At 63.1% G+C, this 22,814-nt stretch carries 21 protein-coding genes; 17 read left to right on the top strand and 4 right to left on the bottom strand.

Going from position 1 to position 22,814, the window contains the following annotated elements; genetic code table 11:
- Window positions 1-98: 98 nt before the first annotated feature.
- The 5 genes from rarD (at window position 99) to BM131_RS06700 (ending at window position 5,794) form a co-directional block, all read left to right on the top strand.
- A complete protein-coding gene (gene rarD / locus BM131_RS06680; RefSeq protein WP_090187396.1) occupies window positions 99-1,001 on the top strand; it encodes an EamA family transporter RarD in 903 nt (300 codons plus the stop codon).
- Between the two features lie 135 nt (window positions 1,002-1,136).
- Complete coding sequence (locus BM131_RS06685) at window positions 1,137-2,279, top strand: LysM peptidoglycan-binding domain-containing protein (protein WP_090187399.1); 1,143 nt, start codon at window positions 1,137-1,139, stop codon at window positions 2,277-2,279.
- Window positions 2,280-2,336: 57 nt separating this feature from the next.
- Window positions 2,337-4,163, top strand: coding sequence for an ABCB family ABC transporter ATP-binding protein/permease (locus tag BM131_RS06690; RefSeq protein WP_090187402.1), 1,827 nt, complete (start codon window positions 2,337-2,339; stop codon window positions 4,161-4,163).
- Window positions 4,160-4,501 carry a hypothetical protein gene (locus tag BM131_RS06695; RefSeq protein WP_090187404.1) on the top strand — a complete coding sequence of 114 codons (342 nt, stop codon included), beginning with the start codon at window positions 4,160-4,162 and terminating at the stop codon, window positions 4,499-4,501. The genes BM131_RS06690 and BM131_RS06695 overlap by 4 nt, the downstream gene beginning before the upstream one ends.
- Window positions 4,502-4,603: 102 nt before the next feature.
- Complete coding sequence (locus tag BM131_RS06700) at window positions 4,604-5,794, top strand: multidrug effflux MFS transporter (RefSeq protein WP_090187407.1); 1,191 nt, start codon at window positions 4,604-4,606, stop codon at window positions 5,792-5,794.
- 63 nt (window positions 5,795-5,857) lie between these two features.
- On the opposite strand, the gene BM131_RS06705 is transcribed toward BM131_RS06700, so the two are convergent.
- Window positions 5,858-9,484 carry an efflux RND transporter permease subunit gene (locus BM131_RS06705; RefSeq protein WP_090187411.1) on the bottom strand — a complete coding sequence of 1,209 codons (3,627 nt, stop codon included), beginning with the start codon at window positions 9,482-9,484 and terminating at the stop codon, window positions 5,858-5,860.
- Complete coding sequence (locus tag BM131_RS06710; RefSeq protein ID WP_090187415.1) at window positions 9,481-10,704, bottom strand: efflux RND transporter periplasmic adaptor subunit; 1,224 nt, start codon at window positions 10,702-10,704, stop codon at window positions 9,481-9,483. The genes BM131_RS06705 and BM131_RS06710 overlap by 4 nt, the downstream gene beginning before the upstream one ends.
- Window positions 10,705-10,923: 219 nt before the next feature.
- On the opposite strand from BM131_RS06710, the gene BM131_RS06715 reads away from it, so the two are divergent.
- The 3 genes from BM131_RS06715 to der are packed head-to-tail and all read left to right on the top strand — an operon-like array spanning window position 10,924 to window position 14,480.
- Window positions 10,924-11,631, top strand: coding sequence for a tetratricopeptide repeat protein (locus tag BM131_RS06715; RefSeq protein WP_090187418.1), 708 nt, complete (start codon window positions 10,924-10,926; stop codon window positions 11,629-11,631).
- A gap of 14 nt (window positions 11,632-11,645) precedes the next feature.
- On the top strand, window positions 11,646-12,947 hold the full coding sequence (locus BM131_RS06720; protein ID WP_090187422.1) for a PQQ-like beta-propeller repeat protein: 1,302 nt from the start codon (window positions 11,646-11,648) through the stop codon (window positions 12,945-12,947).
- 51 nt (window positions 12,948-12,998) lie between these two features.
- Window positions 12,999-14,480 (top strand): ribosome biogenesis GTPase Der, encoded by a 1,482-nt coding sequence (gene der, locus BM131_RS06725; RefSeq protein WP_090187425.1) that lies wholly within the window; start codon window positions 12,999-13,001, stop codon window positions 14,478-14,480.
- 11 nt (window positions 14,481-14,491) lie between these two features.
- Here the strand turns inward: der and BM131_RS06730 are convergent, their stop codons facing one another.
- Together BM131_RS06730 and serS are read right to left on the bottom strand one after the other, a co-directional pair.
- Entirely contained in the window at window positions 14,492-15,211 is a 720-nt protein-coding gene (locus BM131_RS06730; RefSeq protein WP_090187428.1) for a hypothetical protein, read from the bottom strand.
- Between the two features lie 42 nt (window positions 15,212-15,253).
- The gene (serS, locus tag BM131_RS06735) at window positions 15,254-16,546 is read right to left on the bottom strand and encodes a serine--tRNA ligase (protein WP_090187431.1); all 1,293 of its coding nucleotides are present in this window, start codon (window positions 16,544-16,546) and stop codon (window positions 15,254-15,256) included.
- A 266-nt stretch (window positions 16,547-16,812) separates the two neighbouring features.
- On the opposite strand from serS, the gene yajC reads away from it, so the two are divergent.
- Genes yajC through BM131_RS06780 form a run of 9 tightly spaced genes read left to right on the top strand, consistent with a single transcriptional unit; the run spans window position 16,813 to window position 22,799 of the window.
- On the top strand, window positions 16,813-17,094 hold the full coding sequence (gene yajC / locus BM131_RS06740) for a preprotein translocase subunit YajC (RefSeq protein WP_090187434.1): 282 nt from the start codon (window positions 16,813-16,815) through the stop codon (window positions 17,092-17,094).
- Window positions 17,095-17,128: 34 nt separating this feature from the next.
- Entirely contained in the window at window positions 17,129-18,760 is a 1,632-nt protein-coding gene (gene secD, locus BM131_RS06745) for a protein translocase subunit SecD (protein ID WP_090187438.1), read from the top strand.
- Window positions 18,761-18,764: 4 nt separating this feature from the next.
- The gene (secF, locus tag BM131_RS06750) at window positions 18,765-19,736 is read left to right on the top strand and encodes a protein translocase subunit SecF (protein ID WP_090187440.1); all 972 of its coding nucleotides are present in this window, start codon (window positions 18,765-18,767) and stop codon (window positions 19,734-19,736) included.
- Complete coding sequence (locus BM131_RS06755; RefSeq protein WP_090187442.1) at window positions 19,737-20,090, top strand: Mth938-like domain-containing protein; 354 nt, start codon at window positions 19,737-19,739, stop codon at window positions 20,088-20,090.
- 5 nt (window positions 20,091-20,095) lie between these two features.
- Window positions 20,096-20,710, top strand: a complete 615-nt coding sequence (gene ccmA / locus BM131_RS06760) for a heme ABC exporter ATP-binding protein CcmA (protein WP_090187445.1) — start codon at window positions 20,096-20,098, stop codon at window positions 20,708-20,710.
- The gene (gene ccmB / locus BM131_RS06765) at window positions 20,707-21,363 is read left to right on the top strand and encodes a heme exporter protein CcmB (protein WP_090187447.1); all 657 of its coding nucleotides are present in this window, start codon (window positions 20,707-20,709) and stop codon (window positions 21,361-21,363) included. The genes ccmA and ccmB overlap by 4 nt, the downstream gene beginning before the upstream one ends.
- A gap of 42 nt (window positions 21,364-21,405) precedes the next feature.
- Complete coding sequence (locus BM131_RS06770; protein WP_090187451.1) at window positions 21,406-22,134, top strand: heme ABC transporter permease; 729 nt, start codon at window positions 21,406-21,408, stop codon at window positions 22,132-22,134.
- Complete coding sequence (ccmD, locus tag BM131_RS06775) at window positions 22,127-22,267, top strand: heme exporter protein CcmD (protein WP_090187454.1); 141 nt, start codon at window positions 22,127-22,129, stop codon at window positions 22,265-22,267. Before BM131_RS06770 ends, ccmD begins: the two co-directional genes overlap by 8 nt.
- Window positions 22,260-22,799, top strand: coding sequence for a DsbE family thiol:disulfide interchange protein (locus BM131_RS06780; RefSeq protein WP_090187457.1), 540 nt, complete (start codon window positions 22,260-22,262; stop codon window positions 22,797-22,799). The genes ccmD and BM131_RS06780 overlap by 8 nt, the downstream gene beginning before the upstream one ends.
- Window positions 22,800-22,814: the final 15 nt, after the last annotated feature.

Below are 22,814 nucleotides of genomic sequence, written 5' to 3' on the forward strand. Positions count from 1 at the left end.
AGAGGCCGCCTGCGAAACACGCGGGCGGCCTTGTCGTTTCGCCTTGTGACCGCCGCCGATTTCGAAGCAGATGGGCGCGACTGATCAAGGCCATTCCCATGCGATTTTCCCCAAGCGTTCAAGGCGTGCTCGCCCTTATTCTGGCCTGCACGGTCTGGGGGCTGTCACCGCTGTATTATCACCTGCTGGCCCACGTCCCCCCGCTAGAGGTGCTGTGCTATCGCACGGTCTGGTCGCTGATATTTCTTGGCGCATTGCTGGCGGTGCAGGGGCGGCTGGGGCTGGTTGGGGCCGCATTGCGCGACCGGCGCACCATGTTGCTGATCGTGGCCTCTGCTGTGACCATCTCTTTGAATTGGTTCGGCTTTATCTACAGTATTTCCATCGGCAACGCGCTAGAGGCGTCGCTGGGCTATTACATCTTTCCGCTGGTCGCCGTGGTGCTGGGCTGGCTCGTGTTTCGCGAAAGCCTAAGCCGGGCGCAGATCGCGGCCGTCCTGCTGGCCGCTGTCGCCGTGATCGTGCTGACAATCGGCCTTGGCGTCGCGCCGTGGATCGCGCTGGGGCTGGCGCTGACCTTTGGGGCCTACGGCGTGCTGAAAAAGGGCCTTGATCTGGGCGGCGTGGTGTCGGTCACGGCAGAGGTCGCGGTGCTGGCCCCGCTGGCGCTGCTTTGGCTAATCTTTCGCGGCACCGAAATTGGCAATCACGCGATGAACTGGCCCGATATGGCGCTGCTGGCGCTATCGGGCATCCTGACTGGGGTGCCGCTGATCCTGTTCAGTTTTGCCACGCGGCGGCTGCGGCTGTCGACGGTCGGCCTGCTGCAATACCTGAACCCGACGCTGCAATTTGGCTGCGCCGTGCTGTTCTTTGGCAATGTGCTGACGCCGTGGCACGCCATCGCCTTTCCCATGATCTGGGCGGCGTTGGCGCTGTATTCGGTGTCCACTATCGCCGCGGATCGCCGCGCACGGCGACGGGCGCGGGCGGTGATCTGACCGCGCAAATGTGTGTTGCGCGCGCCATCGCTTGAAATCCTTGCGCCGACGGACGCTTGCAGCGGCCACCGCTTTGCGCCAGCCTGTCTTTGGGCGGGATTTCGCCAAGACGGGATCGCTGGGGGGCGAAGGATTATGGCAAATAACACAGCACGGTTGATTGGCGGCGCAGGGGCGGCGGTGGCGCTGGCCGTCTTCGTGATCGCGCTTTTCCCCCGCGATGTGCCGCAGGTGGACGATGGGCCCGCTGCCGCGCCAGCTCAAGCGGCAGACACCGTGCCAGAGGCCGCGCCTGTGATGCAGGCGGCTGGCCCCACCGTCGATACCTTTTTGCTAGGCCCGGACGGGGTCGCGGTTGTCGCTGGCCACGCCGCGCCGGGCGCTGAAGTCACCTTGCTGCTAGAGGGAGAGGCGATTGCAACCGCGACCGCCGACGGCGCGGGCAGTTTTGCCACCACGGCAGAGGTTACGGCATCGGATACGCCTCGCAGCCTGACATTCGCTGAAAACGGCGCGGCCCCCAGCGGTGAAGCTGTGCTGGTCCGCCCCGGCACCGGCGCACCAGTAGAGCCAGTTGCGGTCGCAGAGGCTGAGGCTGAAATTGCCGAAGCGCCGGTCGCGGAAACTGCGGTGCCATCAGAGCCAGCAGAGGCCGCCGTCGCTGAGGCCGCGCCAACCGCGACGGAAACCCCTGCCATCGCCAGTGCAGATGCGCCTGCCGCAGCAGAGGCGACCGCGGCCGTCGCAGAGGCCCCCGCGCAACCCACCGTCGTTGTTGATAATCAAGGCGCGCGGGTCTTGGGGCCGGGGCCGCAGGTTATGGACCGCGTCGCGCTGGACGCGATCACCTATGACACGGCTGGCGGTGTGCAATTGGCGGGGCGCGCGCCCGGCGATGGGAACTTGCAGGTCTATGTCGATAACGAACCTGTCGTCGCTGGCCCCGTGGGCCCGCAAGGCGACTGGCGCGTGACCCTGCCGGACATCAACGCTGGTACCTACACGCTGCGCATCGACGAAGTCGCACAGGACGGCACCGTCGCCAGCCGCGTGGAAACGCCATTCCGGCGCGAGGAGCCGGGCAATGTCGCCGCGCTTCAAGGGGATACGGGCGCTGCCACGCAGACCGTGCAACCGGGCAATACGCTTTGGGCGATTGCCCGCGACAACCTTGGCGACGGCATCATGTATGTCGATCTTTTTGCGGCGAACGCCGATCAAATCCGTGATCCTGACCTGATCTATCCGGGGCAGGTCTTTGTTATCCCGGGCCGCTAGGGCGCTGGCCATCGCCCGCCCACCTGCCTAGGTAAGGGCATTAGCCAAGGAATTTTCATGCGCCGCCTGTCCAAAACCGATGCCAATTTCGACCCCAACGCCAAAATCGAAGGCTGGAACGTCATCAGCCGGGTTGCGCCATACCTTTGGCCCGCGGGCGACAAGAACACCAAAATCCGCGTTGTTGCCGCCATCAGCGTCCTGCTGGTTGCCAATGCCATCGCCGTCGGCACGCCGTTTTTATACAAAGCCGCCGTCGATGCGCTGGCGGCAGAGGCGCGGGATGATACGTGGCTGATCGCCCTTGGCGCGGTTTGGCTGACCGTGCTTTACGGCGTATCGCGGCTGGCCACGACGGGCCTGACGCAGTTGCGCGACGTGATTTTTACCCCGGTTGGCCAGCGGGCGCTGCGCACATTAGCGCTGGAAACCTTCACCCATATTCATCGCCTCTCCATGCGCTATCACATCACGCGCAAGACGGGCGGGCTGTCCCGCATCATCGAGCGGGGCGTCAAAGGCGTTGATTTCCTGATGCGCTTCCTCATCTTCTCGATGGGGCCGCTGCTGTTGCAGCTGATCATGATTTCCGTGGTTTTGTTCTTTAATTTCGACGTCTGGTATATGGTCGTCGTGGTCGTCACGATCGCGCTTTACGTTTGGTTCACCTTTGCGGTGACAGAATGGCGCGTGAAGATCCGCAAGGTGATGAACGATCAAGACACCGACGCCAACCAAAAGGCGATCGACAGTCTGCTGAACTTTGAGACTGTGAAATACTTTGGCGCAGAGCGGTGGGAAGCCGCGCGCTATGACGGCGCGATGAAGCAGTATGAAACCGCTGCAGTGCGCACAAACTATAGCCTCGCGTTTTTGAACTTTGGCCAATCGCTGATTATCACAGCGGGTCTGGTGATCGTTATGGTGATGGCCGCGATGGGCGCGCAGGCGGGCAATCTGACCGTCGGCGATTTCGTCATGGTGAACGCCTATATGATCCAGATCACGATGCCGCTGAACTTCCTCGGCACCGTTTACCGCGAAATTCGCCAAGCCTTGATCGATATGGGCGGCATGTTCGACCTGCTGGAACAACCAGCAGAGGTCGTGGACAAGCCCGGTGCCGCCGCGCTGAAGGTCACCGGCGGCCAAGTCACATTGCGCGATGTGCATTTTGGCTATGACGCGGCGCGCCCCATTTTAAAAGGCGTCGATCTGGACGTGCTGCCGGGGCAAACCGTGGCGATTGTTGGCTCTTCTGGGTCTGGCAAGTCGACGATTGGGCGGCTGCTGTTCCGGTTCTATGACGTGACCGGCGGGGCCATGCTGATCGACGGGCAGGACGTGCGCGACGTGACGCAGGAAAGCCTGCACGCGCAGATTGGCGTCGTGCCGCAGGATACGGTGCTGTTTAACGACACGGTCCACTACAATATCGCTTACGGTCGCCCAGGCGCGAGCGAGGCTGAAATCCGCGAGGCGGCGCGGGCGGCCAATATCCACGACTTTATCATGAGCCTGCCCGACGGCTATGGCACGACCGTGGGCGAGCGCGGGCTCAAGCTGTCGGGCGGCGAAAAGCAGCGCGTTGGCATTGCGCGCACCTTGCTGAAGAACCCACCGATCCTGCTGCTGGACGAGGCGACGAGCGCCCTTGATACCGATACAGAGCGGGAAATTCAGCGAGAACTGCGCCAGATGGGGCAGGGCCGCACGGTCATCACCATCGCGCACCGCCTGTCCACCATTCAGGACGCCGACCGCATTGTTGTCCTTGAGGATGGCGAGATCGTCGAGACCGGCACCCACGACGCGCTGCTGGCGCAGGCTGGCCGCTATGCCCATCTGTGGAATCGCCAAAGCGAGGAAGAGGACGCGGCGTGAGCGCCAAAGACTATCCCACAACGCCTGACGGGCGCTATTTCGTGGCAAAAGGCCGGATGTGGCGCAAAACGAACCCGGCGCTGGATGACACCGCGCGGCGGGCTGCGGTCAAGGCGCTGATGCAGGCGCGCCGCGGCGTTGGGCAGGCGGATAGCGAAGATGCCACCCGCGCGGCCCGTGATAAAGTGGACGCAGCCAAGCGGGCCTTGGGCGAGCGCGGGCCGGTCTGGTGGGACGACGGTGCCCCGGACGAGGGCGGCAAACATCCCAAAAACACCAGCTATGCGGATTGGTGGGCGGGGCTGGATGCGGGGACGCAGCAGGTTGGCCTAAGCTGACCCTGTGCGCTATCGCGCAGAGCGGCCGCAGGCGCGGGCGATTGCGCGGCGCGGGGACGCAGCGTAGCTATGGCAAAACCACCCATAGATCAGGACGTTTCCATGTCACTTTTTCATATGGCCCTGATCCTGGGCCTTTTGTCTGCTGTCGGCCCCTTTGCGATCGACATGTATTTGCCCGCGATGCCCGCCCTTGCGGCGTCGCTGGGTGTCACTGAAACCGCGGCGCAGCTGACATTAACCAGCTATTTCGTCGCCTTCGGTTTGGCGCAGCTGGTCTATGGCCCGTGGTCGGACCAGTCGGGGCGCAAGCGGCCTTTGTACGCGGGTCTGGCCATTTTCATTGTCGGCAGCACCATGGCGGCGCTGGCACCGACAATCGGCGCTTTGGTCGCGGCCCGCGCGGTGCAAGGCATCGGCGGCGCAGTACTGATGGTCGTGCCGCGCGCCGTCATCCGCGACTCGGCGACAGGCACTGACGGGACCAAGATGATGGCCATGGTCATGCTGGTGATCTCGGTCTCGCCGATGCTGGCACCCTTGGCGGGCTCTGGTCTGATCCAATTGGGCGACTGGCGCCTGATCTTCTGGGTGCTGTGCGGCGCGGCGGTTGTCGCCTTGCTGATCACGGGCTTTGCCTTGCCTGAAACACTGGCCCCGGCGCAGCGCCAAAAAATCCACATGGGATCATTGCTGGCCAGCGCTAAGGTGCTGTTGACGGACCCGGTGTTCATGGGGCTGACCTTCATCGGCGGCTTTGGCATGGCGAGCTTTTTCGTCTTCATCGCCTCTGCGTCCTTTGTTTACGTCGACCAGTTCGGCCTGACGCCAACCGGCTTTTCGCTGGCCTTTGCGATCAACGCCGTGGGCTTCTTTTCCGCCAGCCAAGCTGCGGGCCCGCTGGGCGAACGGTTTGGCATCGTGCGCCTGATGCGCTGGGGCGTGATGGGCTTTGCTGGCTTTGCCGTTGCCTTGCTGGCGCTGGTGCTGGCGGGCTTTGTGTCGCTGCCGATCATCGTGGCGGGCCTGTTTTTGGCGAACGCCTGCCTTGGCCTTGTGATCCCGACGACGATGGTCATGGCGCTGGACGCCCATGGCCGGATCGCGGGCCTCGCATCCAGCCTTGGCGGCACGCTGCAGATGGTGGCTGGCGGCGTGATGATCGCGCTGACGGGTCTGTTTTTTGACGGCACCGCGCTGCCGATGGTCGCGGCGATTGCGCTGTGCGCTGTCGCGGCCTTGGTGCTGGCGCTGATGACGCTGGGCCGGGTGTCGCGCGCGCAGATGGTCTGACCCCACGCCTTAACCGCAACTTAAAGGCCCGGGCGCAAATCGCGTCCGGGCCTTTTTGCTGTGTTATTCGGCAGCGCGCACCGTCTTCGGGCGGGGTTTGGGTTCATCGTCCAGCCAGATCAGCTCGGTCGAGGTCATCTTGGCCGCCGACCTTGCCAGCGCCCAGTCCTGCGCCGCGCGGCCCGACCGCCCGCCGGTCAGCGCCGCAATCCCGCGTCCGGCCATGGCAACGTAGGTCGACAGCCAGACCCGCAGCGCCAGCATCGCGGGGGTAAAGACCAGCGTCAGCACTGTCGCGATGCCAAGGCCAAAGACGACGGCCGTCGCCAACTGTTTCCACCACAGCGCCGTTGGGCTGTCGATGGTATAGCCGCCTTGCATAAAGTCGAGGCTGAGGCCGAACATCATCGGCGCAAGGCCCGCCATGGTGGTGATCGTGGTCAGCAGAACGGGCCTGATGCGATCCTCTGCCGTGCGGACGATAGCGGTTTGGCGCGGCATATAGGCTGCGTATTCTTGGTAAGTGTCGATCAGGATGATGTTGTTGTTCACCACGATCCCCGCCAGCGCGACGATGCCCGTGCCGGTCATGATGATCGAAAACGCCTGATCCATCACCAGCATGCCCACCAGCACGCCGGCCACGGACAGCACGACCGCCAGCAGCACCAGCACGGCGTTATAAACGCTGTTGAACTGCGCCAGCAGGATGATGAACATCAGCATCAGCGCGCCGGAAAAGGCGGTTTGCAAGAAGGCGCCGCTTTCGGCCTGATCCTCTTGATCGCCGGTCCATTCCCAGGCGACGCCAGCGGGCAGGGGGGCGGTGTCCAGCCAATCGGTCAGGGTGGCAATGCGTTCGTTCGCGGTCAGCACTTGCAGGGTCAGATCGCCCTCTGCCACCAAGGCCTGCGCGGCGTCGTCTGCGTCATAGCGCGCTTGCGGCATGGCGGTGACGACGCCGTCGCCCCCCTTCAGCACGACCATGTCGGATGCCACGCCGGCCTTGACGTCAAAGTAGCGCTGTTGGTCCACGCGGTCGATTTGCGCCAGTTTTGGCACCGGCTGGCGCGTGGTAAAGTTGGACAGCGGCACGAGCCCCTGATCGGTGCGGACTTTCAGCGTATCAAGCGTGGACAGCACGCGGTCTTTTTCAGGCAGGCGTGCGCGGATCTCGATCTCTTCATCAGAGCTGTCGACGGGCATCGTGTCCAGCAGGATGCCGCGCGTGACCAATTGCACCATGCCGCCGACGGCCATGACGTCCGCGCCGTACCGGCCAGCGGCACGGGTATCGACGTCGATCTGCCAGTCGATGCCGGGCAGGGGGCGGGTGTCTTCGACCTGCGTCAGGCCCGGCGTTGCGTCGAACATTTCCCGCACGACGGCGGCGGCGTTGCGCAGGGCGTCCCAATCGTCGCCTTTGAGGCGCAGGTGCACGGGTTTGCCCGATGCGGGGCCACGCGCTTGGGCCAGGATTTCGGTCTGGATGCCGGGGATCAGGGCAAGCTGGGTTTCAAGTTCCGAGATCACCAGATCGCCGTCCAGTTCGGGGCGGTCGGCGCGGTCCTCCCACGGGATCGTCTCGAACTGGACTTGACCAATCGTGTCGCGGGGGGCGGTTGCGCCGCCGGTGTTGGAGTTCAATCCCCCTTCGCCCGCGAAGGCAAAGGCGGTGTCGACGCCGGGGTGGGCAAGGACGACCTGTTCGACCTGCGCGACCAGCCCGTCCTTTTCGTTCAGCGACAGGTTGCCGCGTGCGCGGACATAGACGATGGCCTGTTCGGGTTCGGATTCGACAAAGAATTCAACGCCGTTGTTGTTTTTGCCAAAGTAGCCAAAGGTCCAGATGACAAAGCCCAGAACGGCGGCAATCGTGACCAGCGGCATGATCGGATTGCCGGTCAAAAAGGCGATCAGGTGGCCAAAGGGCGTGCGGCGATAGCCTGCGTTGATGCGTTTTGGCGCGCGGGTGATCTTCGCCGCGCCCATGGTGATCGCCAGCGCCATTGCGCCAAAGGTGAACAGCACCATGCCGGGCAGGGCGGCGGACAGTCCAGCGACAGGGGATGCGTTGCCGGACAAATACCCGGGGTTCAGCGTCAGCATCGCGCCGGTAAAGACGATCAGCATCGCCACTGGCACAAGGCCCGCGCGGACCATCCACGGCAGGGGCCGCAGGCGGGCAGAGGCATGATCAAAGGCACGGCTGACGCGCCCGGTGACGCCGCCCAAGACGGGCAGATAGACCAGCGTCACAACCAGCGCGGCGGATAGCACAAAGATCAGCGTGACGGGCAACATGCCCATGAACTGCCCCGGCACGCCGGGCCAGAACAGCATGGGCAGGAACGCGCAAAGCGTTGTCGCGGTGGATGAAATGATCGGCCAGAACATGCGTTTGGCCGCTTCCGTATAGGCGTGCATCGGGCCGGTGCCTTCGGCAATCCTGCGGTCGGCGTATTCGACCACGACGATGGCCCCGTCCACCAGCATACCGACGGCCAAAATCAGGCCGAACATGACGATGTTGGAAATGGTGATGCCCATGACCGCCAGCAGCGCAAAGCACAAAAGGAACGACGTCGGGATCGCAAAGCCGACCAGCAGCGCAGGCCGTGTGCCAAGGGCGGCAAGGACCACGATCATCACCAGCGCGATGGCCGTCAGAACGGATCCTTCAAGCTGGCTGACCATAGAGGCCACGCCGCGTGACTGGTCGTTGCTGGCCCCCACATCGACGGCTTGCTGCACGGCCTCTGGCCAGGTGGCACGCTCTGCCGCGATGGCTTCGCGCACCAAAGCGGCGGTGTCGATCAGGTTAAAGCCTTTGCGTTTGACGACCTGCAAGGCGACGGTAGTGACGCCGTTGAACCGGGCGGTGCCGGCGCGATCCTCAAACGTCAGGCGAATGTCGGTCAGATCGCCCATCGTCACGACGCGGTCGCCGTTGCGCTTGACGGGCAGCTCGTAGACATCGGCGGCTTCGGTAAAGGACGACGGGATTTTGACGGCAAAGCTGCCTTGCGCGCTTTCAACTTCGCCTGCGGCGATCAACAGGTTGTTGTTGTTCACCACGCTGATCAGCTCGCCTGCGGTGACGTCGTAGGCTTCTAGCCGCAGGGGATCGATCACGACCTCCAGCATCTCGTCCCGTTGGCCAGCAAGGCCAGCTTCGAGCACGGCGTCGATGCCTTCGATGCGGTCTTGCAGGCTGCGGGCAAGGCGCAGCAGGGTGCGTTCGGGCACGTTGCCGGTCAGGTTAACGATCAAGATCGGAAATTCGGAAAAGTTGATTTCGTTGACGGAATATTGGTCGGCGCCGGCGGGAAACTTCGCCTCTGCCGCGTTCATCGCGTCGCGCACGTCAGCCAGAACCTGCGTTTTGTCCCAGCCGAATTCGAATTCCAGCGCGACCCCGGCGTAGTTTTCCGACGCGGTCGAGGACATGGTTTTCAGACCGTCCAGCGAGGACAGCTCAGTCTCCATCGGTTTGACCAGCAGGGTTTCGCTGTCGGCGGCAGAGATGCCGGGGAAGGGTACAGAGACGAAAATCGCCGGGATTTCGATATCCGGCTCACCCTCTTTCGGCAGGCTGGCATAGGCGAAACCGCCCGCCAATAGGGACAGCGCGATAAAGGCGATGACCATGCGCGCCCGGGCCGCGGCCCAGTCGACAAGGCCGATCATGGCTGAACCTGCGCATAGGTCGGCAGAACCGCGACGTCGTCGCTGACGAAATCTTGGCCGACGGTGATGATATTGACCGTATCGGGCAGATCGGTCAGCCAGACGCCGTCCACCGTGTCGCGCAGCAAAGTGACAGGGGCGAACTGCGCGGTGCCGTCAGCGGCCACGGTGCGCACGCCAAGGTCCCCGTCGTCGTTCAGGGTCAGCGCCGATTGCGGCACCAGATGCGCCAGCGCGCCGTTCGATGCGATGATGATTTCCGCCGTTTGCCCGTCGCGGATCGCAAGGTCGGGGTTTGGCACGGTGACTTCGACGCGAAAGGTGCGCGTGGTTTCATCCGCGACGCGCGATACAAAGGTGACTTTGCCCTGCGCTGCGCCGCCAGAGGCAAGCTGCGCGCGCACATCAGCGCCCATGGTGACGCGGTCGACGTCCAGTTCGGGCACGAAGCCGACCAGCTTGATCGGGTCGATCTGCACGATGGTCGCGCAGGCATTGCCGGTTTGCAGCAAGGTGCCAAGCTCTGCCGTGTCGGTGTCCAGCAGGCCCGCGAAGGGCGCGGTGATGGTCAGGCGGTCGATGTCGCGGGTGACGACGGCGACGGCGGCAGTTGCAGCCTCGATCCCGGCTTCGGCGCTGGTGATGGCGGAATTGGCGCGCTGGATGCCCGCGCTGGCGGCTTCGCGCTGCGCCTCTGCGCTGACCAAACGGGTCTGGGACGCGAATCCGCCCTCGTTCAACTGGCGTGCTGCATTCACATTGATGTCAGCTTCGCGGATGCGGGCCTCTGCTTCGGCGAGCGAGGCTTGCGCCTCTGGCACGCGGCTTTGCGCCTCTGACAGGCGGGCCTGCGCCTCTGCCAACTGGCTGTCACGGGTGCCGGGATCAAGGCGGCACAGGGTGTCGCCAGCGGTCACAAAGGTGCCCTTGCGCAGCGGATCAGAGGTGACGCGCCCTGCGGTTTCCGTGGCGATGGTGACCTGGCGTGCAGCTTCTGTCCGGCCGCGCAGGATCACGGCGCTATCGACGGTCTGGGCCGTTGATTTCATGGCGACAACGCGCACGCCGCTGGGGGTGTCTTGGACGGGTTCGGCCTGCGGCGCGGGGGCCGCTGCTTCGGGTGCGCGGCCTGCAAAAGTCAGAAGGGTATCGCGTTCAAACACGACGAAATACAAAGCGATAGAGACGATAATCGCGATCAGCACTGGCACGAGTTTCATTGTGGTCCTTTACCTCTGAAACAGGGCGGCAGCGATGCAAGATCATATGCCGCCGCTACGTTAAGGGACAATGAACGCCGCCTCAAGTCTGCTGGATGGCCCCGCAAGCGGCACATTCACGCAGGCGGCAACGGCGCGGGTCTTGGCAATCCGGGGCGCTTCACGTTAAGAAGCTGCCAACATCACCGCCCCAACGGGCGGCGGACGCGGGGGACGGTCATGAGCGATAGCGACAGTTTTATCAATGAAGTCAGTGAAGAGGTGCGCCGCGACCGCCTGTTCGGCCTGATGAAACGCTATGGCTGGATTGCCATCGTGATCGTCGTTCTGCTGGTGGGCGGCGCGGCGTGGACCGAATACAGCCGTGCGCGCGACGCGGCGCAGGCAGAGGCCGCTGGCGATGCCTTGCTGGATGCCCTGTCTAATAGCGATCCCGAGGCACGTGCCGCTGCGCTGGACGGCCTGTCGCCGGACGGCGGCGCAGGGGCGGTCAGCCTGCTGATCGCTGCGGCCGCACAAGAAGAAGCTGGCGATTTGGACACCGCAGTTGCGTCGCTTGATGCGCTGGCAGCCCGCACGGATGTGCCGGCCATTTACCGCGATCTGGCCAGCTTTAAGGCGGCCATGCTCGACGCTGGCACTGATCCTGCTGCACGCCGCACGCGGCTAGAGGCGCTTGCGAACCCCGGTAAGCCTTTTGCGCTGCTGGCGCAGGAACAGCTGGCTTTGGCCGATCTGGCGGCGGGCGAGCGTGATGCAGCCATCACCCGCCTGAACGCGATCATCCAAGACGCGGGCGTCAGCCAAGGCTTGCGTGACCGCGTCCAAACCCTGATGGTATCGCTGGGGGCCCCGCTGCCTGACGCACTTCCATCCGGCGATGCGGCTGCCGTTGCGGCCCCTGACGCTACTTCGACCAACCCGTGAAAGGGAACCGCGCCGTGACATCCAAGACCCTGTCGATCAGCCTTTTGGCGCTTGTTGCCCTGTCCGCCTGCGGCGAAAAGGATATCATCCTGCCCGGCACGCGCGAGCCGATCCGCGCCGAGGCGACGCAAGTCAACCGCGCGCTGCCGATCAGCTTTGCGGCGCCTGTGGCGAATGCCAACTGGACCCATCGCAATGGCGGGGCCGACCACAATAGCCCGCAGCCGGCGCTTGGTGGATCGCTCAGCCAGATTTTCGCTGTCGATATCGGTGAAGGCGACAGCAAGGGCGCGCGTATCACGGCGGACCCGGTTGTCGCGAACGGCATCGTTTATACGCTGGACGCGCGCAGCCATGTGACGGCGACCACGACCGGCGGCGCTGCTGTGTGGAGCGCGGATATCACCCCGCCGACAGATACGCGCAGCGATGCGTCGGGCGGCGGTCTGGCCTTTGGATCCGGGCGTTTGTTTGTGTCCACTGGCTACGGCACGCTGACCGCACTGGACCCGGCCACGGGCGGCGTGATCTGGGTGCAGGAACTTGACGCGCCGGGCACATCTGCGCCAACGGTTGTGGGCGATCTGGCCTATGTCGTCAGCCGCGACAGCCGCGCTTGGGCGATTGATGTGACCAACGGCCGGATTCGCTATCAGCTGAGCGGTATTCCGTCGACCACGTCCTTTGCGGGCGGCGCTGGCCCGGCGGTGACGGATGATCTGGCGGTTTTCCCGTTCTCGTCTGGTGAAGTCATGGCGGTCTTTCCGCAGGGCGGCATTCAGCGTTGGTCTTCGGTGATCAGCGGCGACCGTCCCGGTCAGGCTGTTGGCGATCTGTCGGACATCGGCGGCGATCCGGTGATTGACGGTGACCGCGTTTACGTCGGCAACTTTTCCGGTGTGACCGTCGCGCTGGATAGCGCATCCGGCGAACGGATCTGGACCGCAGGCGAAGGCGCAGCAGGTCCTGTGTGGCCAGCGGGCAATTCGGTGTTCATGGTCAACGACCTGAATGAACTGGTGCGCCTAGATCGCGACACAGGCGAATCCATTTGGCGCACAACCCTGCCGGACTTTGTCGAAACCGGATCGTTCCTGCGCAAAGGCCGCACGGTCTATGCGCATTTCGGGCCGATCATGGCGGGCAATCGGCTTGTTGTGGCGTCCTCTGACGGGCAGCTGCGGTCGTTCGATCCGACCTCTGGCGCGCTACTGGGCAGCGTCGCTTTGCCCGGCGGTGCGGCCTCTGCTCCTGCGATTGCGAACGGCGTGCTTTACGTCGTAAACAAGAACGGGCAACTGCTGGCTTTCCGTTAAGGGCAAAGCGGTGTATGGCCCGCCTCTGACTATAGCCGGAGCCTGTGCGCCATGACCTTTACCCTTGCCCTTGTGGGCCGACCCAATGTCGGCAAATCCACCCTGTTCAACCGTCTGGTGGGCAAAAAGCTTGCCTTGGTGGATGACCAGCCCGGCGTGACACGCGATTTGCGTGAAGGGCCGGGGCGCATTGCCGACATTAAGTTCACGGTGATCGACACCGCCGGTCTGGAAATGGCCACGGACGAATCGCTGCAGGGCCGGATGCGCAAGCTGACGGAACGCGCAGTCGAAATGGCCGATGTCTGCCTGTTTATGATCGACGCCCGCGTCGGCGTTCTGCCGGCCGACCGGATTTTCGCCGACATTCTGCGCAAGAAAAACGCCCATGTCATCCTTGCCGCCAACAAAGGCGAGGGCCGGGCCGCTGATATCACCATCCTAGAGGCTTATGCCTTGGGACTGGGAGAGCCGATCCGCCTGTCCGCCGAACACGGCGAGGGTATGGGAGAGCTGATGGACGTGCTGCGTCCGTTGTCCGAAGAGTTCGAGGAGCGCGCCAAGGCCGATCTGTCCTTTGCGCCGGAAACGGATGTGGGCGTCGACGACGAAGACCCCGATGCGCCCCGCGTGCCAACACGCGCCAAGCCGCTGCAAATTGCCGTTGTGGGCCGCCCGAACGCAGGTAAATCCACGCTGATCAACAAGATCATCGGCGAAGAGCGTCTGCTGACCGGGCCTGAGGCCGGGATCACCCGCGACGCGATTTCGGTCATGACCGAATGGGCCGGGCCGGACGGTGTGGGCGTGCCGATGCGGATTTTCGACACCGCTGGTATGCGCAAAAAGGCGCGGATCAACGAAAAGCTGGAAAAGATGTCGGTCAGTGATGGCCTGCGTGCGGTCAAGTTCGCCGAAGTCGTGGTCGTGCTGCTGGACGTGGATATTCCGTTTGAACAGCAGGACTTGCGCATCGCCGACTTGGCAGAGCGTGAAGGCCGCGCCGTCGTGATCGGGGTCAACAAGTGGGACACCGAGGACGACAAGCAGGACAAGCTGCGCGAGCTGCGTGAAGAATTCGCCCGCCTGCTGCCACAGCTGCGCGGCGCGCCGCTGGTGACTGTGTCCGCGAAAACGGGCAAGGGTCTGGACCGTCTGCAACAGGCGATCATGAAGGCCTATGACGTTTGGAACCGCCGCGTGACGACCGCGCAGCTGAACCGCTGGCTGACGGGCATGCTGGAACAGCACCCGCCACCCGCACCGGGCGGCAAGCGGATCAAGATGCGTTATGCGACTCAGGTGAAAACCCGTCCGCCGGGCTTTGTCGTCATGACTTCGCACCCTGATTTGGTGCCGGCGTCTTATTCGCGCTATCTGGTCAACGGTTTGCGCGATGACTTTGACATGCCGGGTGCACCGATCCGCCTGACGCTGCGCGATCAGGGCGACAAGAACCCCTATAAGGGCAAAAAGTCGTCCCAGCCGTCACGTCTGAGCAAGCACAAAAAGGCGCCGGGCCCTGATCGGTAGGACCTAATTGGTTATGACAGGGTCCGCGGTGTGCGCGGGGCCTGCATCGCCATCACGCACAGCAGAATAACGATGCCTGTGATGGCCAGCGCGGTGACGACAAAGTTCGCCATGCCGTTGGCCACACAAATCCCCACCAGCGCCCAGACAACGGCCACGATATAGGTCGACGATTCGACGCGGCGATAGGTGGCGATCGCCACGGTCAAGGCTGCGATAATCCCGGCGATGGCCCAGCCATAGCTGTCAAACCCGATGTTGTAGCCCGCCAGCGTTGTCGCCAGCGACACAAAGCTGGCCGCTGTCAGCCACCCTGCATAAAGCCCGACCGGCCCGCGCACCCACCAGCGATCCTGCACCGGGCTGCGGATGAGCGCCGCAATCGCAGCGCCCGCCATGATGAAAATCGTGATCGTCGCCAAGATAACGCTGACCTGCGCGATCAGCAGCCATGGCACGCCAACCGCAAGGCTGATGCACAGCGGCAACCGGGCCGTGTCCCAGTCCACGTCGTCCTTGCGATACATCACGCCATAAATCGACGAGGCGATCAGCCAAAGGTAAATCGGCCCCCAGATCGCAAAGGCATAACCCGCCGGTTGGACCGGCGGGTTGATCTGCGGATTGGGCAGCATGTCAGATGCAAAGCCTGCAAAGTCGCCCGAAAAAAACGGGGCGACCGCGAAGGCAAGGCTCAGTGCGAACGTGAGATAAGCAAGACTATGTTTCATACTCAGCCAACGCGGCCCGCGCCCTTATTGTTCAGCGCGGCGTTAGATTAAATCGCCTGTTGCCGAAATCGTGTTTTTGCCGCCCAGATAGGGGTGCAAAACGGCGGGCAAAACAACCGACCCATCAGCCTGCTGGCCGTTTTCCAGCACCGCGATCAATGTGCGTCCCACAGCAAGGCCAGAGCCGTTCAGCGTGTGCACAAATTCCGGCTTGCCACCATCCGCAGGCTTGAACCGCGCGTTCATGCGCCGCGCCTGATAATCGCCGCAGGTCGAGATGGAGGAGATTTCGCGGTAGGTGTCCTGACCGGGCAGCCACACTTCTAGGTCATAGGTGCGGCGCGCGCCTGCGCCCATATCGCCCGCGCAGAGCAGCATGGTGCGGTAGGGCAGTTCCAGCTTCTCTAGGATCGCCTCGGCGCATTGGGTCATGCGGGTATGTTCGGCGTCGCTTTCGTCCGGGTGGGTAATGCTGACCATCTCGACCTTTTCGAACTGGTGCTGGCGCAGCATGCCGCTGGTGTCGCGGCCCGCGCTGCCGGCCTCTGAGCGGAAGCACAGGGTGTGCGCGACATGGCGACGGGGTAGGGTGCCCGCGTCAACGGTTTCGCCATTCACAAGGTTGGTCAGCGTCACCTCTGCCGTGGGGATCAGCCACCAGCCGTTGGTCGTCTGATAGCTGTCCTCGCCGAATTTGGGCAGCTGGCCGGTGCCATACAGCATTTCTTCGCGCACGATGACGGGTGTGTTCGTCTCTGTCAGGCCATGTTCGTCCACATGGGTGTCCAGCATGAACTGCGACAGCGCCCGGTGGACGCGGGCCACCGCGCCGCGCAGCACGACAAAGCGCGAGCCGGACAGCTTGGCCCCAGCGGCAAAGTCCATGCCGGGCTGCACGGCGGGGATGTCGAAGTGTTCGACGGGCTTGAAGTCGAACGCGCGCGGGGTGCCGGTGCGCTTTTGCTCGACGTTGTCGTGTTCATCCTTGCCCGGCGGCACATCGGCGTAGGGCAGGTTGGGCAGGGCAATCAGAAGCTCATTAAGCCTCTTGTCGGCATCTGCCGCTACTTGGTTTAGCTCCACCATTTGAGCTTTTTCTTGATAAACTTCTTCACGAAATCTCTCGAATTCAGCCTCGTCGCCCTTGCTCTTGGCAATTCCCGCAGCCTTGGACAGCCCGTTAGCGGCCGCTTTTGCGTTTTCCGCCTGTTTGATCGCGGCGCGGCGGTCGGCATCAAGGGCCAGCAAAGCGCCGGACACCGGTGCGAGGCCGCGCAGGGAAAGGGCGGCGTCAAACGCGTCTGGAGTGTCGCGGATCATGCGAATGTCATGCATGTGTCTGGTCCTTGTTGTCGAAGTGTTCAGAGCGGGTATGCACCATTGGGGGCCTGCGTTGAAGGGGGGAAAGCCGCCCGCGCCCCCGCGATTGTGACCGCATAGGGGTGCATTCGCGCCGCCCGCCATTGACGCAAGGCATGATCGCCCCGATATCGCGGCAGACGTGCGCGGGTTGCGGTTGCCAATCGGGTGGCCCAGACCTAATGTGCCGCGACTTTGATGCGGGGCCATTGCCCTGCGCGACGAATAGAAAAGGAACCGCCATGCAGGGCAGCCAATCGCTTATTTTGATGATGATCATCTTCGGGATCATGTATTTCCTGTTGATCCGTCCCCAGCAGAAAAAGCTGAAAGAACATCAGGCGATGGTAAACGCGCTGCGCCGGGGTGACCGCGTCATCACGCAAGGCGGGATCATGGGCAAAGTGACTGCGGTGAACGAGGCCGACAAAGAGGTCGAAGTCGAAATCGCAGCCGGTGTGAAGGTCCGCGTCATCCGCTCGACCATCGCAACCGTCTTGAACAAGACCGAACCGGCAAAGTAAGCCGCGACACCTTTGGCCCAAGGGGCTTTGCTACATGCTGCACATTTCTGCTTATAAGCAGGTCATGATCTGGCTGACCGTTGTGGTTGGTCTGGCGCTGGCCCTGCCGAATGCCTTTTACTCTAGGGTTGAAACCCACAACGACGCGTTGGCGCAGGGGCAGGATGATACATCCTGGCCCGGCTTTATGCCGTCGGGGTTGGTGAACCTTGGGCTTGATCTGCGCGGCGGTGCGCATCTGTTGGCCGAGGTGCAGACCGCTGACGTCTATGCCACGATCATGGATGCCACCTGGCCAGAGGTGCGCGACGCGCTGGCGGCCGACCGGGACACGGTCGGTTTCGTCACCCGCGAGGCAAGCCGCCCGGACCAGCTGATCGTGCGGATTTCTGAACCCGCAGGGGCGGCGCGTGCGCTGGAAATCGTGCGCGGCTTGGCGCGGCCGATCACATCGCTGACCGGCGTTGGATCAACCGACATCGAAGTGGCTGGTAACGGTCCGATGCTGACGATCAATCTGTCGGACGCGGAAAAGCTGGCGGTCGATGACCGCACCATGCAGCAGTCCCTTGAAATCATTCGCCGCCGCATCGACGAAGTCGGCACGCGAGAGCCGACAATCCAGCGTCAGGGCGATACCCGTATTCTGGTCGAAGTCCCCGGCGTCGGATCGGCGCAGGAAGTCAAAGACATCATCGGCACCACCGCGCAGCTGACCTTTCAGCCTGTTATCGGCGGCGCGGGCAGCACCAGCGATCCGGTCAGCGCGGGCCAAGAAATCCTGCCAAGCGTAGATTCGCCCGGCACCTTCTATCTGCTGGATACAGCCCCCGTCGTCAGCGGCGAAGAGCTTGTGGATGCCCAGCCGTCGTTCGACCAGAACGGCCGCGCTGCGGTCAGCTTCCGCTTTAACGTAAGCGGCGCGCGTAAGTTTGGCGACTATACGCTGGACCATATCGGCGAGCCCTTTGCCATCGTGCTGGATAACGAAGTGATCAGCGCGCCGACCATTCAAAGCCATATCCCCGGCGGCTCTGGCATCATCACCGGCAATTTCACGGTCGAGGAATCGACTAACCTTGCCGTGCTGCTGCGCGCGGGTGCCTTGCCCGCCAAGCTGAACTTTCTAGAAGAGCGGACCATTGGCCCGCAGCTGGGGCAGGATTCGATTGATGCGGGTAAAAAGGCCGCGATGGTCGGTTCCGTGCTGGTCGTCGGCTTTATGTGGATGACCTACGGGCTGTTCGGCTTCTTTGCCAATATCGCGCTGATCATCAACATGGGCCTGATCTTTGGCGGCTTGTCGCTGCTGGGGGCCACGCTGACCCTGCCGGGTATCGCGGGCATCGTGCTGACCGTCGGCATGGCGGTGGACGCGAACGTGCTGGTGTTCGAGCGGATTCGAGAAGAGCTGAAGACCGCAAAGGGCCCCGCCCGCGCGATCGAGCTGGGCTATGAACGTGCACTGTCGGCCATCGTGGACAGTAACGTCACCACGCTGATCACCGCTTTCATCCTGTTCTACATGGGCTCTGGCCCGGTGCGCGGCTTTGCTGTCACGCTGGGACTGGGTATCATCACCTCGATCTTTACCGCGATTTTTGTCACGCGGTCGTTGATCGTCATCTGGTTCGCCTGGCGGCGTCCGAAAACAATCGAGGTCTAAGGCTATGCGTCTGCGTCTGATTCCCGACGATACCAAGATCAACTTTTTCGGCTTTGCCAAGGTCACCTTTGGCGGGTCCGTCGTGCTGCTTGTGCTGTCGATCGTCGCCTTTCTGGCCTTTGGCCTGAACTACGGCATCGACTTTAAGGGCGGCACCACGATCCGCACCGAAAGCACGCAAAGCATTGATGTCGGTGCTTACCGCGCTGCGCTGGAACCGCTGAACCTAGGCGATGTCGCCATCACAGAGGTGTTCGATCCCGGCTTTGGCGCCGACCGCAACGTTGCAGAGGTCCGCATCCAGGCCCAAGGCGACGCGGAAAGCATCGCGCCAGAAACCATCGCCGCGATGGAAGCCGCGCTGACGGCTGTTGATCCCAACGTGACATTCGCCTCTGTCGAAAGCGTCGGCCCGAAGGTGTCAGGAGAGCTTATTCAATCTGCGATCCTGTCCGTCGTCGGCGCGATCGGTGCTATCGTGATCTACATCTGGCTGCGCTTTGAATGGCAGTTCGCCGTGGGCGCGATTGTGGCGCTTGTGCATGACGTGGGCCTGACCATCGGTTTGTTTGCGCTGCTGCAGATCAAGTTCGATCTGGCGATCATCGCGGCGCTGCTGACCATCGTGGGTTATTCGATCAACGATACCGTGGTCGTGTTTGACCGGGTCCGCGAAAACCTGCGCAAGTACAAGATCATGCCTCTGATCGACATTCTGAACCTATCCGCGAACGAGACTCTGTCGCGCACCATGATGACATCGGGCACAACACTGCTGGCGCTGATCGCGCTGCTGGTGCTGGGCGGCGATGTGATCCGGGGCTTTGTGTTTGCGATTACTTGGGGCATCGTTGTCGGCACCTATTCGTCGATCTACATCGCGAAAAACATCGTGCTGATGCTGGGTGTTAAGCGCGATTGGTCCAAGAAAGACCCGCGCACCGTGGGTCGCTATGCCGACGTGGAAGGCAAATAAATGCGTCTGACCGAGATCACTTACGACAACGCGAAACCCATCGACGGCTATGGCCCCGGTTTCTTTCGTATTGGCGGCAAGGTGATCGAGGGGGCGGTGACCGTCATGCCGTCCGGCATCGCCAGCTGGGGCGGCTATGACGACACCGCCGCGCTGCTGGCGATGGCGGACAAGGTCGACGTGATCTTTGTCGGCACTGGCGCGGAAATCGCCCATCCGCCCGCCGCCTTTCGCGAAACGCTAGAGGCGGCGGGCCTTGGCGTGGAAACCATGGCATCCCCCGCCGCCTGCCGCACCTATAACGTGCTGCTTAGCGAAGGCCGCCGCGTCGCGCTCGCGCTGTTTCCGGTCTGACCGCCTTGCTGCAAGTCCGCGCCCTGCGCTGCGCGCGCGGCGGTGTGCCGGTGCTGGACGGCGTATCCTTTGACGTGAAAGCAGGCGAAGCGCTGATCCTGCGCGGCCCCAACGGGGTCGGCAAAACCACCCTTTTGCGCACGCTTGCAGGCCTGCAGCCCGCGCTGGATGGGACGGTTGAATATCCGGGCGCCACCGGCGCTTACGCCAGCCATGCTGACGGGATCAAGACGGCGCTAACCGTCACGGAAAACCTGACCTTTTGGGCGCAAGTCTACGGCCGCGATGTGCCCGGTAGCGTCTATGCCGCCTTTGATCTGGACGCATTGCGTACCCGCGCCGCTGGCACCCTGTCGGCTGGGCAAAAAAGGCGCCTTGGCCTTGCGCGGCTGGGCGTCATTGGCCGCAGCGTGTTATTCCTAGACGAGCCGACGGTCAGCCTTGACGGCTTTTCCGTGCGCATGTTTGCCGATTGGATGCGCGATGTGCATCTGGCGGGCGGCGGCTGCGCCGTGATCGCGACGCATATCGACCTTGGCCTTGATGCGCCCGCGCTGGACCTGACGCCCTATGTGGCGCAGCCTGATGCGGATGGCGGCGCGGACGAGGCGTTCTTGTGATTGCCCTGCTCCGCCGTGATCTGGCTTTGGCCGTGCGGGCCGGCGGCGGCTTTGGTCTTGGCCTTGCGTTTTTCCTGATCGTCGTCGTGCTGGTGCCCTTTGGCGTGGGCCCCGACCGCAGCACGCTGACGCTGATCGCGCCCGGCATCCTTTGGGTCGCGGCGCTGCTGGCGGCGCTGCTGTCGCTGGACCGGATCTTTGCGCTCGATTTCGAAGACGGCTCGCTGGCGTTGCTGGCCACCGCGCCGCTGCCGCTGGAAGGCATCGCGCTGATCAAGGCGCTGGCCCATTGGATCACCACAGGCCTGCCGCTGACGCTGGTTGCCCCGGCGCTGGGATTTTTCTTAAACATGGCACCCGACGCCTACGGCTATCTGCTGGTCAGCCTTGCCCTTGGCACACCCGCGCTGTCGATGATTGGCAGCTTTGGCGCGGCGCTGACAGTGGGTCTGCGGCGGGGCGGGTTGCTACTGTCACTGCTGGTGCTGCCGCTTTATGTACCCACACTGATTTTCGGTGCAGAGGCGGTGCGCCGCGGCGTCGATGGCACCGGGGCGACAGCGCCGCTGATGCTGATGGGGGCGATCACACTGGGCTGCTTTGCGCTGCTGCCCTTCGCCTCTGCGGCGGTATTGCGCATCAACCTGCGGTGATCAGGGATTGAGGGGCGCGGGGCGCCGGGGTAGGGATAACACATGTCGATTTGGGAATATGCGAATCCGAAAAGGTTCATGGACTGGACCGCGCCTGTCATGCGCGTGGCCTTTGCCGTGGCTGCGGCCTGTTTGGTGGTTGGCCTGATCTGGGGCTTCTTTTTCACCCCGGACGAGACGCGCCAAGGATCGACGGTTAAGATCATCTACTTGCACGTGCCAAGCGCGCTGATGGCGATTAACGCATGGTTCATGATGCTCGTGACATCGCTGGTCTGGCTGGTGCGCCGCCACCACGTCAGCGCACTGGCCGCCCGCGCCGCCGGGCCGATCGGCCTTGCGATGACAGTGATCGCACTGATCACCGGCGCGATCTGGGGCAGCCCGATGTGGGGCACCTATTGGGCGTGGGACCCGCGCCTGACATCGTTCCTGATCCTGTTTTTGTTCTACCTCGGCTACATCGCCCTTTGGGCCGCAATCGAAGACGCGGATACCGCCGCCGATCTGACATCCGTGCTGTGCCTTGTCGGGTCAGTCTTTGCGATCCTGTCGCGCTATGCGGTGAACTTCTGGAACCAAGGTCTGCACCAGGGGGCATCCCTGTCGCTGGACAAAGAGGAAAACGTCGCCGACGTATTCTACATCCCGCTGCTGATCTGCATCGCAGGCTTTGTCGCGTTGTTCGTGGCACTTGTCTTGCTGCGCACCCGTACCGAAATCCGCGCCCGCCGAACCGCCGCCCTGATCGCAAGGAGCCAACGTGCCTGATCTTGGAAAATACGCCTTCGAAGTGCTGACCGCCTATGCCGGCAGCATTGCCGTGCTTGCAGTGCTGATTGGGGCAAGTCTGCGCCGGTCGCGCAGGGTGAAAGCCGCGCTGGAGGCTGTTGAACGTGGCTAAAATTTCGCCTCTGCTCGTCGTCCCGCCGTTGATCTTTGCCGCGCTTGCCGGATTGTTCTGGGGCGGGCTGATGCGCGAAAACGCTGGTGAGCTGCCGTCGCAATTCATCGGTCAGCCCGCGCCGAACCTGCCGACCGAAGCGGTCGCAGGCACCCAACTGCTGACCGCCGCCGACCTGAATACGGGCGAGATTACGATCGTGAACTTCTGGGCCAGCTGGTGCCCACCTTGCCGCGCCGAACACCCAACACTTCAGGCGCTGTCCGATCAAGGCTACCGCGTCGCGGGCGTAAACTTTCGCGACCAGGCTGACGATGCGGCTAGCTATCTGGCAGACGAAGGCAACCCGTTCTTTGCCACAGGCTTTGATCTGCGCGGCCGCGTCGCCATCGACTGGGGCGTGACCGCGCCGCCTGAAACCTTCATCGTCGGCCCCGATGGCAAAGTGCTTAGCCGTTTTATCGGACCGCTCATTGGCTCCGACTATGAGCAGCGCTTCCTGCCGATGCTTGAAGCCGCCGCCGCCGAATAGCGACCCTCCTTCTTC

It is taken from the genome of Loktanella salsilacus (genome assembly GCF_900114485.1).
GTDB classification, from domain to species: Bacteria; Pseudomonadota; Alphaproteobacteria; order Rhodobacterales; family Rhodobacteraceae; genus Loktanella; species Loktanella salsilacus.